Here is a 16551-nt window from a genome sequence, read left to right on the forward strand (position 1 = left end):
GTCTTGTTCGATGCTCTGGTTCTTTTCGACCGTTTTGACAGGTACGATCGCATTTGCAGCCACCAATATCGATGATTTGTTCGTGTTGATGCTGTTCTTTTCGCAGGCTTCTTTTACCAAACCTCAGATCTATCTCGGTCAGTATTTGGGACTCGGTGGAATCATTGCTTGTAGTCTAATCGGATTCTTTGGAGGCTTGCTAATTCCACAAGCTTGGATTGGTTTGCTCGGATTTTTGCCGATTTGTTTGGGAATTCGAGCGATCGTGACTCGCGAAGAGGACGACGAGATTCAAGGTGCAACGTTGCCAAATAATGCAATGACTAAGTTTCTTCTAAAGTTCTTCCAGTCTCAGATTTTGAGTGTCGCGATCGTCACTTTTGCAAATGGTGGAGATAATATCGCAACGTACATTCCGTTGTTTGCAAGTTTGGATTGGCAGCGATTGGCGATCGTACTCGCAGTGTTTTTAATTCTCGTTGCAGTTTGGTGTTCGATCGCGAATTGGTTAGCGACTCATCGTGCGATCGCGCCTGTGTTGGAACAATATAATCGAATCCTTGTTCCGATCGTGCTCATTGGCTTAGGAATTTACATCTTGATCGAGAACGAAACCTGGCAGATTTTTTCCTAGCTCCAATCGTCTCGTTTCGCGCCGCGTCCTTTATAGGGTTGAGATTCAGCGTGAATCTTTCGAGTCTTCTCAAACAACGCATCCTCAGACAAATTCCACTGTTTGAGAACTTTGTCTAAATCAGTTTGGATGTCTCGCGCACCCGGAAAGCCATTGTATCGAATCCGAAGACGTGCCAGTTCTGCAAGATTCCAATCGGTTGCTTCACCTGCGAGTAAACCATCAACAATTTCTCGATCGAGCTTCCACAACGGATGTTCCTGATCTTTTTGCTCTTGTGCCATAGCGTCCGACTGGAATGAAGTTCGATACCTTGACATCCTCACCGGGCTAGAGCCACGGTGATTCCTAAATCTCACGATTTAGGTTTCTGCTTCATTGCAACTGCCGCCACCCGCAAGGAGTTTTATGGTCTTACGTTCGCTCCACAGACTATCCCCGTGTGTCCCACGGTTCTTATGCGTCGAATTCAGAAAGAATTCTATGTCTTTTGTTGATTCGAGGGATGTTTACCATTGCCCCGTCCTCTTTTCCCGGTCTACCGATTTTTCTTCCCCGTTGCGAGTGTTCGCAAACTTTGGTGTTAGGGTTTATGTCTCCATCGTCGCGGGTGGGTCAGTGACCAATTGTATTGTATCGGTTAGCGCTTAAGCTTGTAAAGCTTAAGCGCTAGAAGCACGGGGTTTCAGACCCATTTTTCCGATGATAGTCCTAAGCGCCCTCAAAACTAGCATGAATTTCCATCGTCTTCCGTCTCGAATGCAAGCGGTTCAGGCTCCGATTATTCCAATTGTCGGGGAACTGATTCGGCAACATCCAGGAACGATTTCGCTCGGTCAAGGTGTGGTGAACTATCCGCCGCCTCAAAGTGCGATCGACCAAATCACACAGTTTCTTAGCAATCCGAATAATCACAAGTATCAAGCGGTCGAAGGAATTCCGGCTTTGAAAGATGCGATCGCAGATAAGCTCAGAACCGAAAACAACATTGATTTACAAAACCGCGAAATTGTTGTCACGGCAGGCAGCAATATGGCTTTTCTGAATGTCGTTCTGGCAATTACTGATCCGGGTGATGAGATTATTCTGCAAACGCCGTTTTACTTTAATCATGAAATGGCGATCGAGATTGCGAGTTGCCGAGCGGTACTGGTTCCAACCGATGAGAACTATCAGATTCAGTCAGATTTAATTCGGGCTGCAATAACGGATCGAACTCGTGCGATCGTAACGATCTCGCCAAACAATCCTACAGGTGCAGTTTATTCCGAATCAGCATTGCGAGAAGTGAATCAACTGTGTCGCGATTCTAATTGCTTTCACATTACTGATGAAGCTTACGAATACTTTACTTACGGTGTTGATCATTTCTCTGCGGCTAGTATTGCTGATAGTGCTAACCATACGATTTCGATCTTTAGTCTCTCTAAAGCGTATGGCTTTGCAAGTTGGCGAATCGGGTACATGGTCATTCCAGCGTTTTTGCTTGAATCGGTGCAAAAGATTCAGGATACGAACGTAATTTGTTCGTCTGTGATTTCGCAGTTTGCAGCCGTTGGAGCCTTGGAAGCGGGACGATCGTACTGTGAAGAGAAATTGAAAGCGATCGCTCAAGTTCGTGAAATCGTTTTATCTGAACTCGAAACCATTCAGCATCTCTGCACTGTTCCTCAAGCGGATGGTGCGTTCTATTTTCTGCTCAAAGTTCACACCGAGATGGACACGATGGAATTAGTCAAAAAATTGATTCAAGATCATCGCGTTGCTGTGCTTCCAGGATTCACATTTGGCTTAGAGAATGGCTGCTACTTGCGAGTGGGCTATGGCGCATTAGAGAAAGAAACTGCGATCGAGGGAATTCAACGCCTCGTCACTGGATTGAAAACGATCGTGGAAACACGCTAAAACTGAGACAAAATTCTAATCACGAACCATGCTGTCAACTCCTACAGTTTCTCTTGCAGGTTGTCTCCGCGAAGTGCATCATCTCGCACTCAATGTTAAAGATATGCAAGCCTCCCGCCATTTCTATGGCACTGTTTTAGGTCTGCATGAATTGACCGGAGCAGAAGTGCCCGAAACGCTGAAAAATGAAGTTGCGGCTGGAAAAGTTGCCAACTTCAAAACACCAGATGGAACAATTATTGATTTATTTTGGGAGCCAGAGCTAACGCCGCCTGATCCTGACCCGAAAAAAGGCTTCACACGGATGAATCATTTCGCGTTTGATATCGCGCCAGAATTGTTCGATCGAGCCGTTGAAGTCCTGCATCATTACAACGTCCTGATCGATCACGGTCCCGTCACTCGTCCCACTGGGAGCGGTATCTACTTCTACGATCCCGATGGGTTTTTATTAGAAATCCGCTGCAATCCTGCACCATAGGATCACAGCGGAACGGCTGCACAGTTGTTGTGGAAATGATTGATTCAAATCCACCAATTTTTAAGAAGCTGTTGAAACATGAATCGTGTCTCGAATCAGTGAGAGTAGCAATGTTGATACAGTATCGTTTTTTCTCTCGACTTCGCCTCACCCGTTCAGGTCATTCGGAATCGCCTCATCGGGTCATGTATTTTGACCAAAAAGTGAGTTAGATCACGTGATAGAGCAAAAGTTTATAGGACTGTAAAAGATACGCTCATGTGCATGAAACTTGAGTAAAATCATGCAAAGGGTGGACGCTTTTCGCTTTCCTGAGAATCGAGTGAGGTTTGAAATGCTAGAAAAATTCCTACAGGCGATCGCCATAACGCTACTTTTGGCATTGTTCGCTGGCATTGGGACACCGAAACCTAAAGAAGCACCGAACCCGTTCTTCCACGCCTTTTCCTTTCCCTTACTAGACCTGGGATCACTGAATTAATGTTGTTGCACATTGTCGATCGAGAACGTGCGATCGCAGCAAAACAGTCGGGGACTTACCGAGCCGACTCGCTCGATACGGAAGGATTCATCCATTGTTCAACGCCTGAGCAAGTCATTTGGGTTGCGAATCAGTTTTATCGGGGAGTGCACGATCTGGTTTTGCTCGTGATCGAGGTCGATCGGGTTCACGCAGAGGTGAAGTACGAACCTGTCGAAGGAGTTGGGGATTTTCCTCATATCTATGGGGAATTAAATGCGGACGCGATCGTGCAAATCATCGATTTTCCGCCAAATTCTGACGGATCTTTTACTTTGCCAAAGCAGTTGTTAACTTAAACCTCCGAAAATGACAGGTTTTGTTAAGATTTTAAAACTTGCCTGCATTCCTAACCCTTGGAGTTTTATATGTTGCGACTTGAACACGTCAGCAAAATCTATTCGACTGGCGAAGTTCTGAAAGATGTGAACTGGGAAGTCAAACCCGGCGATCGAATCGGCTTGGTTGGTGTCAACGGTGCAGGCAAGTCCACGCAGTTGAAAATTATTGCAGGCGAAATCGAGCCGACGGATGGCGAAGTCATTCGTCCAAGCAGTTTGCACATCGCTTATTTGACGCAAGAATTTGAAGTTGACCCGACTCGGACGGTTCGAGAGGAATTTTGGCGAGCGTTTAAGGAAGCCAACGAAGTGCATGAAGCGCTGTCTGAGGTTCATCGGGCGATGGAAACCGCAACACCGGAAGAACTCGATAAGTTGCTGAACAAGATGGACAAGTTGCAGCGACGATTCGAGGCAATGGACGGGTATGGACTGGAAACGCGGATCGAGAAGATTTTGCCAGAGATGGGATTCGATTCGGATGATGGCGATCGATTAGTCAGCGCGTTCAGTGGCGGCTGGCAGATGCGAATGAGTTTAGGTAAAATCCTCCTCCAATCCCCAGATCTCTTGCTGCTAGACGAACCGACGAACCATTTAGACTTGGAAACGATCGAGTGGTTGGAGAATTACTTGAAAGAATTGTCTACTCCAATGGTCATCGTGTCGCACGATCGTGAATTCCTCGATCGACTCTGTACCCAAATCGTTGAAACCGAGCGCGGCGTATCGACCACGTATTTGGGCAACTATTCCGCCTACTTGCAGCAGAAACAAGAACAGCGGGACGCGCAGATGAGTGCGTTTGAGCGGCAACAAAAGGAACTCGAAAAGCAGCAGGCATTCGTCGATCGATTCCGCGCTAGTGCCACTCGAAGTACTCAAGCCAAGAGCCGAGAGAAACAGTTAGATAAGGTTGAACGGATCGAAGCTCCCGATTCGGATGTTAGAACGCTTCACTTCCGATTTCCACCTGCGCCCAGAAGCGGTCGCGAGGTTGTGATTATCGAAGACCTCACGCACATGTATGGCGACAAGATTCTGTTCTTAGGCGCAGAATTGCTGATTGAACGTGGGGATCACGTTGCAATTTTAGGACCGAATGGGGCTGGAAAATCGACCTTACTCCACTTAATGACCGGAAGCGAACAACCCGTTGAAGGCACGATTAAGTTAGGGGATCATAACGTCATTCCGAGCTACTTCGAGCAGAATCAAGCAGAAGCACTAGATCTAGATAAAACGGTCGCTGATACAATTCACGACGAGGTTCCGGACTGGAAAAACGAAGAAGTTCGGACACATTTAGGGCGATTCTTGTTTAGCGGTGATACCGTTTTCAAGAAAGTAGAATCCCTCAGCGGTGGCGAGAAAGCCAGACTAGCATTAGCAAAAATGCTCCTGAAACCCGCCAATTTACTGATTCTGGATGAGCCGACCAATCACTTAGATATTCCCGCCAAAGAAATGTTGGAAGAAGCGATTCAAAATTACGATGGCAGCGTCGTGATTGTATCGCACGATCGATATTTCATCTCACAAACAGCAAACAAAATTGTCGAGATTCGAGACGGTGAACTCCGCTTGTATCGGGGCGATTACCACTATTATCTAGAGAAAACTGCCGAGGAGAAAGAAAAAGCTAAACTCGCAGCGATCGAGGCAGAACAAGCTGCAAAAGTCGCAGAAAAACGCGCCAAACAAAAAGCCAAAGAAAAGGGAAAGAAAGCTCAAAAAAGCGCGTAATTTCTGTTGAAAGCCGCTACTATTCAAAACAGAAGAACAGGGTATAAATGGTTTGCTATGAGTATTTAGACTAATGGCAAACCATTTATTGTTGAGAGGAATTTCCTACTGTGATTTGCAGATCTGATGTGAGTCTTAAGAGATCATTAATAAAACAATCAGTTCAGGATTTCATGCGTAGGAAAAAGTGAATGGTCGCGATAGCAATGGTATGATTTGCGGAGAATATTTCAGTGAAAGGGCAGAACAATATGGGGCAACCGCCTGTTTCTCCTGTGGTGCTTGTTATTCTAGACGGCTGGGGGTATCGAGAGGATCGCGACGGTAACGCGATCGCACAAGCCCACACGCCTGTGATGAATAGTTTATGGGCAGCGTATCCTCACACGCTGATTCGCACATCGGGTAAGGATGTGGGATTGCCAGATGGTCAAATGGGCAACTCAGAAGTCGGACACCTTAATCTTGGTGCAGGGCGCGTCGTTCCTCAAGAGTTGGTGCGAATTTCCGACGCTGTAGAAGATAAAAGCCTGCTCAAGAATCCTAAGTTGGTTGAAGTTTGCGAAGCAGTACGATCGCGGGGATCAAAGCTGCATCTGATCGGTTTGTGTTCGGATGGGGGCGTTCATGCTCACATTTCGCACCTCGTTGGATTGCTCGAACTCGCGAAATCACAAGGAATTGAACAAGTCTGTATTCATGCGATTACCGATGGACGCGATACTACACCCATGTCGGGAGTTGAGGAACTTCAGAAATTACAGCTTGAAATCGATCGTCTGGGAATTGGACGAATCGTAACGGTGAGCGGTCGCTATTACGCGATGGATCGCGATCGACGTTGGGATCGCGTTGAAAAAGCATACAAAGCCATGTCCGCGACCGGAGAAGGCACAGGACAAAGCGCGATCGAGGTGCTGAAAACTTCCTATGCAGCAGGGATCACGGACGAATTCATCGAACCCGTTCGGATTGCACCGGGAGCGATTGAGTCTGGAGACGGTGTGATTTTCTTCAACTTCCGACCCGATCGAGCGCGACAACTGACTCAAGCCCTGGTTGATCCCAACTTCGACGGATTTGAACGATCGTTAATCACGCCGCTTTCATTTGTCACCTTTACTCAGTACGATCCCACGCTTTCCGTCAAAGTTGCCTTTGAGCCACAAAACCTCAGCAACATCCTTGGAGAAGTCGTTTCCCGTCATGGATTGCGCCAACTGCGGACGGCTGAAACCGAAAAGTATGCTCACGTCACTTACTTCTTCAACGGCGGTTTAGAAGAGCCTTTCCCCGGAGAAGATCGCGAATTAGTACCGAGTCCAATGGTGCTGACTTACGATAAGAAGCCTGCCATGTCAGCGGAAAAAGTGACCGAAGGTGCGATCGCGGCAATCGAGAAGCGCATCTACTCAATGATCATCCTCAACTATGCAAACCCCGACATGGTTGGGCATACCGGACAAATTGAAGCCACGATCGAGGCATTGGAAACCGTCGATCGATGTTTGGGACGCTTGCTAGAAGCGATTAACCGAGCAGGTGGAACCGCACTGATTACTGCCGATCATGGAAACGCTGAACAAATGTGGGACGAAAACCACAATCCTTGGACAGCACACACCACGAATCCAGTTCCATTCATTCTCGTAGAAGGCGAAGGGCTGAAGATTCCAGGACATGGAACCGAGGTCTCTCTGAGAGAGGATGGACGATTGGCAGATGTCGCTCCGACGATTTTAGAGATTCTGAAGCTCCCAATCCCTGAAGAGATGACAGGTCATTCATTAATTCAGAAAGCCGAATTCGATGTCAGAGCGAACCGGACTCCAGTGAAGATTGCGCGATAGTGCGATCGTGAATTCCAAAACATCCCCTCTGTGCAATTCTGTCGTGCAGAGGGGATGTTGTTATATGGCGGCAAGTATTCAAGACTCGTTGATAAGGATCAAAGACTCATGAACGAGTGATCAAGACTCACCGATGAGAATCAAAGACTCGTTCACGAGTGACCAAGACTCATCAGAGACATTGAAAGACTCGTGCATGGGTATTCAAGACTCGTAAACGAGTAATCAAGACTCGTGCATGAGTATTCAAGACTTATTAATGAGGATCAAAGACTCGTGCATGAGTATTCAAGACTTATTAATGAGGATCAAAGACTCGTGCGTGAGCGATCGACACTCACCAATGAGAATCAGAGACTCGTGCGTAATATTTCTTCTATACCTTTTGACAAAACAGATCGAATCTCGTTTCAATTCTCTTGACAAGATTTCTCAATTAATCTATTCTTTCTTATTGAGAAGCAGTTTCAACAATGATTGGTTTCTCATCGAATAATAATTTTCTAAATTCTCTACCGTCTTCAAGCGAATAAGCAGATGAATAAGTGTGAAGACTGTTCATCTGAAATTGCAAAACAAGGCTTATAAATTGAGTTTTTCTTGCCCAAGCTAACTGAGAATAACCTTGCTTTATTCATAAAAATCTCAATCTTACTGATTAGGCGTGCAAAAACTGTCTTGCTTCATAAACTAATGAAATGTCCCAACTGTGGTTCTGCTGATATCAATCGAAACGGTCATTGCCGAGGTAAGCAAAACTACCGCTGTAAAGCTTGTGGTCGCCAATTCGTCGAGGCTCGTTCAGTCAGAGGCTACTCCGAGGATGCCAAACGAATCTGCCTAAAAATGTATCGAGATGGTGTCGGATTTAGAGCGATCGAGCGCACAACTGGAATCAGTCACAACACGATCATCAATTGGGTAAAACAAGCCGAATCCGACCCTTCAGATCTCGAAGAACATCCAGACGAATTCTCAACTTTGCTGCTTTAGCCCGATCATCCCTTTCTTAGAACAATCAACATGATTTCAGATTCCTCACCTATCCATTACACGATCGAAGGCGACCATCGCTGGCAAGTCTACCGCCGACTCTGCGAACTCGATATTTCCTGCTCTTGTACCGCCTATCAACCGCTAACCGTTCAGATCAATAGCCCGATCGCATTCATCCAACTCTGGAGCGTCATGCGTCAAGCCACCATCCCGCGTCAAATCTTAGTTGATGGTCTGGAACGGTGCTGGAAATATCGCGCCTAAGCGGCTTCTAACATCGTCAAAACTCGCTTTAAGTCCAGCAGGAAAATTGCTAGTGTTGCTTTCCCTTGTGGCAGTACGACGACTTGACTCGCAATACTTAGAGGATGACCTTGGCGATACGGTGCAGGTAATTGTCGAATCGTTGCCGCCTCAACTTCGATCAAATCCGGCGGCGCATCGACTCGAATCGCACAAAGGTCTGTGCCTAGTTTTGCAACGACTAAAAAATCATTTTCGGGTGTCGTCCGCGCTTGATTGAGACTAAGCTGCGATCGCAAATTCAACACCGAAATCGTATGCTGTCCCAAGGGTAGCAATTCAAGCCGCTCTGAAGTTTGCGCCTTCAACTCTTCCGGGCAATTCACGACCCGCAGAATTTGATCGACTGGAAGCCCCAATCGATAGCCTGCGATCACAAAGACAATCAATCGAACTGTTGCAGCCTGAGACCGATTCATGACTTGACTCATCGCGCCACCTTTCCTTTGATCAACTGATCGACGACCTGAATTAACTCACTCTGATCAAACGGCTTGGTCATATATGCCGCTGCCCCTAATTGTTTCGCTAATTGTTGATGCTTCTCATTCGTGCGAGAAGTCAACATAATGACTGGCACTTGAGTCAGTTGAGCTTCCTGCTGATACTGCATCAAAAACTCGAAACCATTCAAGCGCGGCATTTCAACATCGCAAGTAATCATTTCTACTTCAGGATGGCGCTGTAATTGCTCGATCGCATCCAATCCATCTTTGGCTTGAATCACGTGATAGCCTGCACTATCTAACGCGGCTGAAACAACTTGCCGAACGGTCATCGAATCATCAACCACTAAAACGGATCGGGTTCGTTGAACGATTGTTGGCTCAATTGGAGTCGCCACAGAACTAGGCTTTGTATGATTTTGCTCAATGAGTCCCAAGGCATCGATCGCCAATAACGATCGACCATCTCCCAAAACACTACAGCCATAAACGTAACTCGGTGATGCGATCGCGCTTCCTACAGGTCGCAATACGAGTTCCTGTTCACCCAAAACGCGATCGACCTCGATTCCAACCCATCCAGTCTGATGTTTGAACACCAAAATCGATGAAGTCAACGTCGGAACCGCGCCAAACTCTTCGGATGGGTAGATGGCTAATTGCATTCCCGCCAGCCAATTCGTATAAGCGATTGCACGAGAAAGAGAATGAATTGGAACTGTATGCTCTTCTCCTTCATGCTGCCAACGAAGAACCCGCTGATTACCAAACTGCTCGGTTTCTACTGCATCGGGTGAAACAATTCGAGCAACCTCCTCAGAAATCATGCCGTAGATTGCGTTTCCTGCTTGACAGACTAACAATCTGGCACTAATCAACGTAAGTGGTAACTGCATCGAGAACGTTGTGCCTTGGCTTGGAACTGAGGTCACAGTCACGTTCCCTTGCATTGATCGAATTTGCGATCGCACTACATCCAGTCCAACGCCTCGCCCTGATAAATCGGTAATACTTTGAGCTGTCGAGAACCCAGGCTCAAAGAGCAAATTCAGCAATTCAGCTTCGGTAAATTGATCGACTTGATTAGAAGTCAATCGCTGTTGTTCAAATCCACGCTGACAAATGGTTTGTAAGTTCAAACCGCGTCCATCGTCGCTGACTTCAATAAAGGTACGATTTCCTTGTTGATAAGCCCGAATTTCAATTTCACCGATCGGCTTTCCTTGTCTTTGTCGATCGGCATCTGATTCAATACCATGATCAAACGCATTCCGAACTAGATGCAGCAATGGATCATAAAGCCTCTCAGCAAGTGCTTTATCTACCATCACTTGAGTTCCAACGAGCTTCAATTTGACGGTTTTACCATGTGTTTCGCTCAGTTGCTGAATCACTGCGGGGAATCGATTGAGGATTGTTCCGATCGGCAACATCCGAACTGTAATCAGATCATCTCGCAGATTAGTTAATAGCCGTCCCTGCTTACTCCGCACCAATCGAGACTCGCGGGCTAAAAACCCGATCGCTTCTGCTGAAGTTTCAAGCTGTTCGGCTTCCGTTAATGCAGTTTGTACCAGTAAGTGAAGCTCATTGTATCGATCGAGTTCTAACGAGTCGAATCGCTGCTTGATATCGCTGCCTGTCAGATATTGAGCATCCTTAGATAAACGTTCCGGTGCGATAAATGCCCAATCGTGTAACTGTGCGAGAACGTGTTGATGATGGTTTAATCGATCGAGCAATTCCGTTAACATCACCTGAAGTCGCTCATCTTGTAGCGATTGCTGGTTCTGATGAATGAGCAACTCACTCGTGATAAAGTTCAGCGATTCCAAATGGGCTAAATTAACCCGAACGGTGTCTTGAACAGTCGGCTTTTGAGAAATGGGTTGCAGCGGTTCAAGGGGTTGAGCCTCGATCGGTTGAACTTCGATTGATCGAAGTGCAGGACTGGATAGCTCAGATGATGAAGTATCCCAAAGTTCAAACCCGTCATCTGTTGAAGATTGTTCTAATTCTTCAAACTGACTTGCTAATGCTTCAAGCTCAGGATCAATCACGAATGGATCGCTTGTCACTAGAGCAGGCGAAACAGGTTCAGATTTGATCGGCAACGGTTCGATCGCTGGAGGATTAGAAGAGCTTGCCGAACGTCGAAAGAATTGCTTCAATCTTGCCCAAGTACGCTGCGTTCTTTGAGAGTCAGCCCGATTCGATTTCTGCGCTCCTACCAGTTGTTTGAGAGTGACTGAAACTTCACCGCCTAAAACTCGATCGCCTTTCAGGACTGCGATTTGTCCCTGTCGAAAATCTGCGAGTGCTGCTTGAGCAATTTCGATGACTTGATCCGGATTGCGTTTGAGAGCAGTCTTTGTTGTTTCAGCGATCGCACCAAATCCCTTTAAATTCAGCGACTCTGCCAATCCTGAAAAAACTTCTGCCTGTGTTTTTAGCGTTTGAGCGATCGTTGTTGGATTGCCCTCTGAAATCGCGATCGCTAACTGTTCAAGTCGCTCTCGTACTCCGGTTTCAAACAGCGATTGAACAATGTCGAATCCTAATTCTGCTGATGTTGGCAATGCTGCATTTGCATCAAAATGCTTACCAAGCTTATTGCGAATCTTAGAAAAAATCGCTTCAGCCCGATTTAATAGCTCTGTATCTTGGCAAGCCACACCCGCGATCGCAGTGGTCAATGGCATTCGTAAACAGTCGTATCCTTCATACAGCAATGCTTCAAGCTCTGAATCTAATTCAACTTCAGGCTTGTACAGTGCTTTGAACACATCCTCAAATGAATGTGAGATCGACTTCATGCTGTCAAATCCGACGCTGGCGGCGGCTCCTTTAAGAGTATGAGCCGATCGCATCAATTCGTGGACTTTTGCAGCCGATCGATCTTGACGCAGCGAGAATAGATTTTGCTCGATCGATTGGAGTAAATCTTGTGCTTCCGTCAAAAAGTACGAGTAAGTTTGCTCACGGAGTTTAGGGTCAGAAACCATAGAGAAATCAGAGGGCTAGATTTGGGCGAAAGATGCGATCGGGGTTAGGCACTAAATCAGAACCTAACCCCGAATTCCCTAACTCACTTTGAACTGTCCGACACTGGTTTGCAGTTGTTGTGCGGTAGTCAGCAATTCCTGGAACGATGACGAAATTTGACTGGACTGAGCCGAGTTTTTGTTTGCCAGTGCTGCCACATCAGTCATCGATTGAGTCACTAACTTGGATTGTTGAGTTTGTGCCAAGGTTGCCTGAGTAATGCCATGAACTAACTGACTAATTTGTGCTGTAGCAGTCATAATCTCAGTCAATTGCTGACGAGTTTCACTCACTAATCCCGTTCCACTCACAACCTGTTGAATTCCCGTATCCATTGCAGTCGCAACCGCGCTCGTTTCGGATTGAATTTCTTGTGCCAGCTTTTCAATTTCACGAGTTGCATCTGCGGATTGTCGTGCCAGCGATCGCACTTCATCTGCAACCACGGTGAATCCGCGTCCGTACTCTCCAGCGCGAGTTGCCTCGATCGAAGCATTCAACGCCAGCAATTGAGTCTGAGTCGTGAAACTGCTAATCAAGCTCACAACTTTCGAGATCTTTTGAGACGATTCACTCAAGCGTTTGATCTTCTTACTGGTTTCCGCCACCGTTTCCCGAATTGCGAGAATTCCATCAACGGTACGGTTCATCGCAGCATCTCCCGATCGAACCATTTGATTCGCTTGTTGTAGTGCGGTTTCTACCTGTCGAGCATTTGCCGCTACTGCTTGAGTCGAACTCACCATTGCTTGAAGCTGATCCAAGGCACGAGTGACTTCTTGTAGCTGTTCTTCTGCCTGCTGAGTCAGTTTTGTAATCGCACCACTGCTACTCCGAGAAGTATTAGACACTTTCGATGCTGTAGTTTGCACCTGAGTTACGATTTTTCTCAAACTTTGAATCGTGTTGTTGTAAGCATCCGCGATCGTGCCCACTTCATTTTCAACCACTGGAACTCGAACCGTTAAGTCTCCTGAGAATACAGGTTTAATCGCGCCTAGCAATTGAATCACTTGCATTTGCAGTTGCTCTTTTGCGGTTTTTTCACGCTGAGCTGCTTGCGTCAACTGTTCAGACTGCATTCTAAGTTTTTCCAGCGAATCTACTTGCTCAAGTGCGACTCCAAGCTGTCCTGCAATCTGATTCAGCAAAATCACGTCAGCTTCTTCCCAGTGCCGCGTTCCGCCGTTCTGATACACCGCGAGAATTCCCCAAAGCTCTTGATTTCGGAAGACTGGAACAAGAACATACGCTCTCGCTTCAAACTTCTCCAAAAGCTCAACGTGACAGGGATCATGTCCAGCGTTGTAGATATCATCGATCGCTAAACTTTCCCGGTTGCGATAGCGTCCCCCTTGAGTTTCTCGCAGATAGGTATCCTTTACATTCGTCCCGATTTCGGTTCCGACAAGCTTACCCCAACCGTTTGTGACCGATTCGTAAATAAAATCGCCACTCCAATCTGGATTAAAGCGATAGATAGCAGCACGATCGACTTTCAAAAGTTGGCGAATGTCTTGGGTTGTTACTTGGAAAATCGTGCTGATATCCGAAGATTGGCGCACAATGTCGATCGATTGACGAATACGATCGCTCACTTTCGCCAGAATCTTCTCCCGCTCTGCTTGTCGCTGAATTTGTGACACATACTCGGATTGTTGAATTGCAACTCCCAACTGTGCACCAAGTTGAGCCAGCAAGTTCACTTCAGACTCTTCCCAGTGACGTGGAGCGCTATTCTGATAAGCTCCCATCAATCCCCAAAGCTTTTGTCCTGAGAAGATCGGCACAATCATATATGCCTTGGCTTGGAACTGCTCCAAGATCTCAATGTGGCATGGCAGATGTCCCGCTTTGTAGATGTCACTTACAGCGAAACTTTCGTTGTTGCGATAGCGTCCCCCTTGGGTTTCTTGCAAGTGTGTGTCATTCCAAGCGGTGTGAATATCTGGTCCAACGAGACGCGACCATCCTGGTGCAACCGATTCGGAGACAAAAGCACCTCCCCAATCTTTGTTAAAGCGATAGATGGCAATGCGATCAACTTGTAAAAATTGCCGAATCTGTTGAGCGGTTTGTCCAAAAATCGTTTCAATGTCATCAAATTGGCGAATTTTGTCTAACACAGACTTGTTTACCTGGTCGATCACACGAATAAAGTTGCGCTCTCGTGCGGCTGACTTTGCTAATTGTTCGGTCTGAGTTTCGACTTGTTTTAAGTACTCTGCCTGTTGAATGGCAACTCCAAGTTGAGTTCCAATTTGAATCATCAATGCAATTTCAGACTCTTCCCAGTGGCGAACACCTGAATTTTGGTACGCTGCCAACAGTCCCCAAAGCTTTTCGCCCTGCATAATTGGAACAATGACGTAAGCTTTGGCTTGATAGCGTTCCAGGACTCCTAAGTAACAAGGCGAGAATCCAGCTTTGTAGACATCTGAAACGGCTCTGAAGTTTGTGCCTCTCGCGTATGCGCCTCCTTGAGTTTGCTGGAGGTAGGTGTCGATCGATTGTGCTTTCCCGATCGTTTTGATGTCACAATCGCTGGCGTTTTCTTTGAAGGTCGCATTTTGCATCTGCTCTTCCATCAGCGAAATCCAGCCCGGTGTAACTGACTCTGCAACAAATTCACCGCTCCAATCGGAATTGAATCGGTAGACTCCAACGCGATCGGTGTTCAAAAACTGCCGAACTTCTTGAGTCGCGGTTTTGAAGATCGTATTGATATCGAGCGAAGTCCGGATCTTTTCAACGACTCGTGCTGCTGCTCGTTCACGTTCAGCGACTTTCGAGAGTTGTTCAGTTTGCGATTTCAATTGGTGCAAGTTCTCTGCTTGTTGAATTGCAACACCTAACTGCGTTCCAAGTCGCGTCATCAGTGAGATTTCTGCATCTTGCCAATGACGAGCGCCTGAGTTTTGATAGGCAGCTAAGAGTCCCCAAAGTTTCTGATTTCGCAGAATTGGAACAATCACATAGGCTCTCGCTTGATAGCGTTCCAGCATTTCAACATAGCAGGGCGAGAAGCCTACTTCATAGATATCGCTGACGGCTCGAAATGCGGTTCCTTTCGCGAGTTTGCCTCCTTGAGTTTGCTGGAGATGGGTATCAGTGAGACGTGCAGCACCATTACCCAGTGTCTTAGCACTACACTCACTGATGTTTTGCTTCAGAATCGGATTATCGATTTGCTCCTGAAGTAGTGAACTCCAGCCTTGTGCTGTCGATTCTGAAACAAATTCGCCACTCCAATCTTCTTCAAAGCGGTAGATTGCAACTCGATCAGCTCTCAATAACTGTCGAATTTCCTGCGTCGTTGTGCGGAACACCGTATCAAGATCAAGCGATCGACGAATGCGATCGATCACCTTGAAAATCGCCCGTTCTGCTTCATCTTGCTGAGATAGCTTAGTCGAGAATTCCGATTGCTGTAGATTGATCGTTAACTCCAGACACAGTTGATGCAGAAGATTGATTTCAACTTCTTGCCAAAGTCTAGTGCGCGAACATTGATGAACGACAAGTAAGCCCCAAGCTTGCCCAGAAACACGAATCGGTAAGCTCAGACTCGCTTTTACTTGCAATTGTTCAAGTAGCTGGTGTTGGTACGGCATCAAATCGACGCGGTTAACATCTTCAATGACCACAACTTGATGCTTCACATAGTCTTCCGGTTGATCGAAACAGAAGCAAGTCAATGCAGGAGATTCACCAAGCGCAGGTGTCCAACCACGTTGGATCGATTCAGCAACGATCGCGCCTGTATCTTGTGATCCGAATCGGTAAATGATTGCTCGATCGACTTGTAGCGTTTCACGGGCGACTTTCACAAAGACTTTCAGCAAGGCATCTAGATCGGACATCTGACGCATTTGAGCCGCGATCGCGCTGAGTTGCTTGCGCTGATAGCGGAGTTCTCTAGATGCACCTTGCTGATTTGATTTTTTCGGCTGATTGGCGGCAAATTCAGCTACTTGACGAAAAAGATTTTGAACGTTTGGCTTGTCCAGAAGCCCGGCACGTTTGAGTTCTGATTTCAATCCAGTTAAAGCCGTAACGACTTGCTGGATCTCTCGCCCGGTGTCCTCTGGTTCTGCTCGATTTGTGCCGTTTGTGTAATCGATCGGCTCTTGAAAGTCGATCGTAGAATCGTTGCCGTTTGTTTCAACGGGAGTTTCCGAGAGAAAAGCAGTGAATTCTTCAAGCGTGGGTTCAGCAGAAAACATAGAGGACATATCGAGAGTGGGTTCAGTACGACGCGACGCGGACATGGGCTTTCTCCTG

General features: G+C 46.7%; 11 protein-coding genes and 1 pseudogene. 8 read left to right on the top strand and 4 right to left on the bottom strand.

Annotated features, from left to right (window positions below; genetic code table 11):
• The first annotated feature begins 10 nt into the window (after positions 1-10).
• Positions 11-634 (top strand): cadmium resistance transporter, encoded by a 624-nt coding sequence (locus ACQ4M5_RS15335; protein ID WP_430676508.1) that lies wholly within the window; start codon positions 11-13, stop codon positions 632-634.
• Here the strand turns inward: ACQ4M5_RS15335 and ACQ4M5_RS15340 are convergent.
• On the bottom strand, positions 631-918 hold the full coding sequence (locus ACQ4M5_RS15340) for a DUF3288 family protein (RefSeq protein ID WP_430676509.1): 288 nt from the start codon (positions 916-918) through the stop codon (positions 631-633). The two genes, ACQ4M5_RS15335 and ACQ4M5_RS15340, sit on opposite strands and share 4 nt — an antisense overlap.
• 448 nt (positions 919-1366) lie before the next feature.
• On the opposite strand from ACQ4M5_RS15340, the gene ACQ4M5_RS15345 reads away from it, so the two are divergent.
• The 7 genes and pseudogenes from ACQ4M5_RS15345 (at position 1367) to ACQ4M5_RS15375 (ending at position 8737) form a co-directional block, all read left to right on the top strand.
• Positions 1367-2539, top strand: a complete 1173-nt coding sequence (locus tag ACQ4M5_RS15345) for a pyridoxal phosphate-dependent aminotransferase (protein ID WP_430676510.1) — start codon at positions 1367-1369, stop codon at positions 2537-2539.
• 28 nt (positions 2540-2567) lie between these two features.
• On the top strand, positions 2568-3020 hold the full coding sequence (locus ACQ4M5_RS15350) for a VOC family protein (protein WP_430676511.1): 453 nt from the start codon (positions 2568-2570) through the stop codon (positions 3018-3020).
• A gap of 480 nt (positions 3021-3500) precedes the next feature.
• Positions 3501-3839: a DUF952 domain-containing protein gene (locus tag ACQ4M5_RS15355; RefSeq protein ID WP_430676512.1), complete on the top strand. Its 339-nt coding sequence runs from the start codon at positions 3501-3503 to the stop codon at positions 3837-3839.
• 69 nt (positions 3840-3908) lie between these two features.
• Positions 3909-5627 (top strand): ribosomal protection-like ABC-F family protein, encoded by a 1719-nt coding sequence (abc-f, locus tag ACQ4M5_RS15360; protein ID WP_430676513.1) that lies wholly within the window; start codon positions 3909-3911, stop codon positions 5625-5627.
• Positions 5628-5860: 233 nt separating this feature from the next.
• The gene (gene gpmI, locus ACQ4M5_RS15365; RefSeq protein WP_430676514.1) at positions 5861-7477 is read left to right on the top strand and encodes a 2,3-bisphosphoglycerate-independent phosphoglycerate mutase; all 1617 of its coding nucleotides are present in this window, start codon (positions 5861-5863) and stop codon (positions 7475-7477) included.
• A 693-nt stretch (positions 7478-8170) separates the two neighbouring features.
• Positions 8171-8407, top strand: a pseudogene (locus ACQ4M5_RS15370) (IS1/IS1595 family N-terminal zinc-binding domain-containing protein); the annotation flags it as partial.
• A gap of 93 nt (positions 8408-8500) precedes the next feature.
• Entirely contained in the window at positions 8501-8737 is a 237-nt protein-coding gene (locus ACQ4M5_RS15375) for an Asr1405/Asl0597 family protein (protein WP_430676515.1), read from the top strand.
• Here the strand turns inward: ACQ4M5_RS15375 and ACQ4M5_RS15380 are convergent.
• From ACQ4M5_RS15380 to ACQ4M5_RS15390, 3 genes are all read right to left on the bottom strand, one after another.
• A complete protein-coding gene (locus ACQ4M5_RS15380) occupies positions 8734-9207 on the bottom strand; it encodes a chemotaxis protein CheW (protein ID WP_430676516.1) in 474 nt (157 codons plus the stop codon). The genes ACQ4M5_RS15375 and ACQ4M5_RS15380 overlap by 4 nt on opposite strands.
• Entirely contained in the window at positions 9204-12227 is a 3024-nt protein-coding gene (locus ACQ4M5_RS15385; protein ID WP_430676517.1) for a hybrid sensor histidine kinase/response regulator, read from the bottom strand. The genes ACQ4M5_RS15380 and ACQ4M5_RS15385 overlap by 4 nt, the downstream gene beginning before the upstream one ends.
• Positions 12228-12305: 78 nt before the next feature.
• Positions 12306-16538, bottom strand: coding sequence for a GAF domain-containing protein (locus ACQ4M5_RS15390; protein WP_430676518.1), 4233 nt, complete (start codon positions 16536-16538; stop codon positions 12306-12308).
• Positions 16539-16551 lie beyond the last annotated feature (13 nt).

The sequence above is a fragment of the Leptolyngbya sp. AN10 genome (assembly GCF_050565645.1).
Classification (GTDB): Bacteria; Cyanobacteriota; Cyanobacteriia; order Leptolyngbyales; family Leptolyngbyaceae; genus Leptolyngbya.

Bases quoted from the DNA above. Each gene is read 5' to 3' on its own strand.
- ACQ4M5_RS15335 (WP_430676508.1), top strand. From the start codon at position 11: ATGCTCTGGTTCTTTTCGACCGTTTTGACAGGTACGATCGCATTTGCA.
- ACQ4M5_RS15385 (WP_430676517.1), bottom strand. From the start codon at position 12,227: ATGGTTTCTGACCCTAAACTCCGTGAGCAAACTTACTCGTACTTTTTG.
- ACQ4M5_RS15345 (WP_430676510.1), top strand. From the start codon at position 1,367: ATGAATTTCCATCGTCTTCCGTCTCGAATGCAAGCGGTTCAGGCTCCG.
- ACQ4M5_RS15350 (WP_430676511.1), top strand. From the start codon at position 2,568: ATGCTGTCAACTCCTACAGTTTCTCTTGCAGGTTGTCTCCGCGAAGTG.
- ACQ4M5_RS15375 (WP_430676515.1), top strand. From the start codon at position 8,501: ATGATTTCAGATTCCTCACCTATCCATTACACGATCGAAGGCGACCAT.
- abc-f (WP_430676513.1), top strand. From the start codon at position 3,909: ATGTTGCGACTTGAACACGTCAGCAAAATCTATTCGACTGGCGAAGTT.
- ACQ4M5_RS15390 (WP_430676518.1), bottom strand. From the start codon at position 16,538: ATGTCCGCGTCGCGTCGTACTGAACCCACTCTCGATATGTCCTCTATG.
- ACQ4M5_RS15340 (WP_430676509.1), bottom strand. From the start codon at position 918: ATGGCACAAGAGCAAAAAGATCAGGAACATCCGTTGTGGAAGCTCGAT.
- ACQ4M5_RS15355 (WP_430676512.1), top strand. From the start codon at position 3,501: ATGTTGTTGCACATTGTCGATCGAGAACGTGCGATCGCAGCAAAACAG.
- ACQ4M5_RS15380 (WP_430676516.1), bottom strand. From the start codon at position 9,207: ATGAGTCAAGTCATGAATCGGTCTCAGGCTGCAACAGTTCGATTGATT.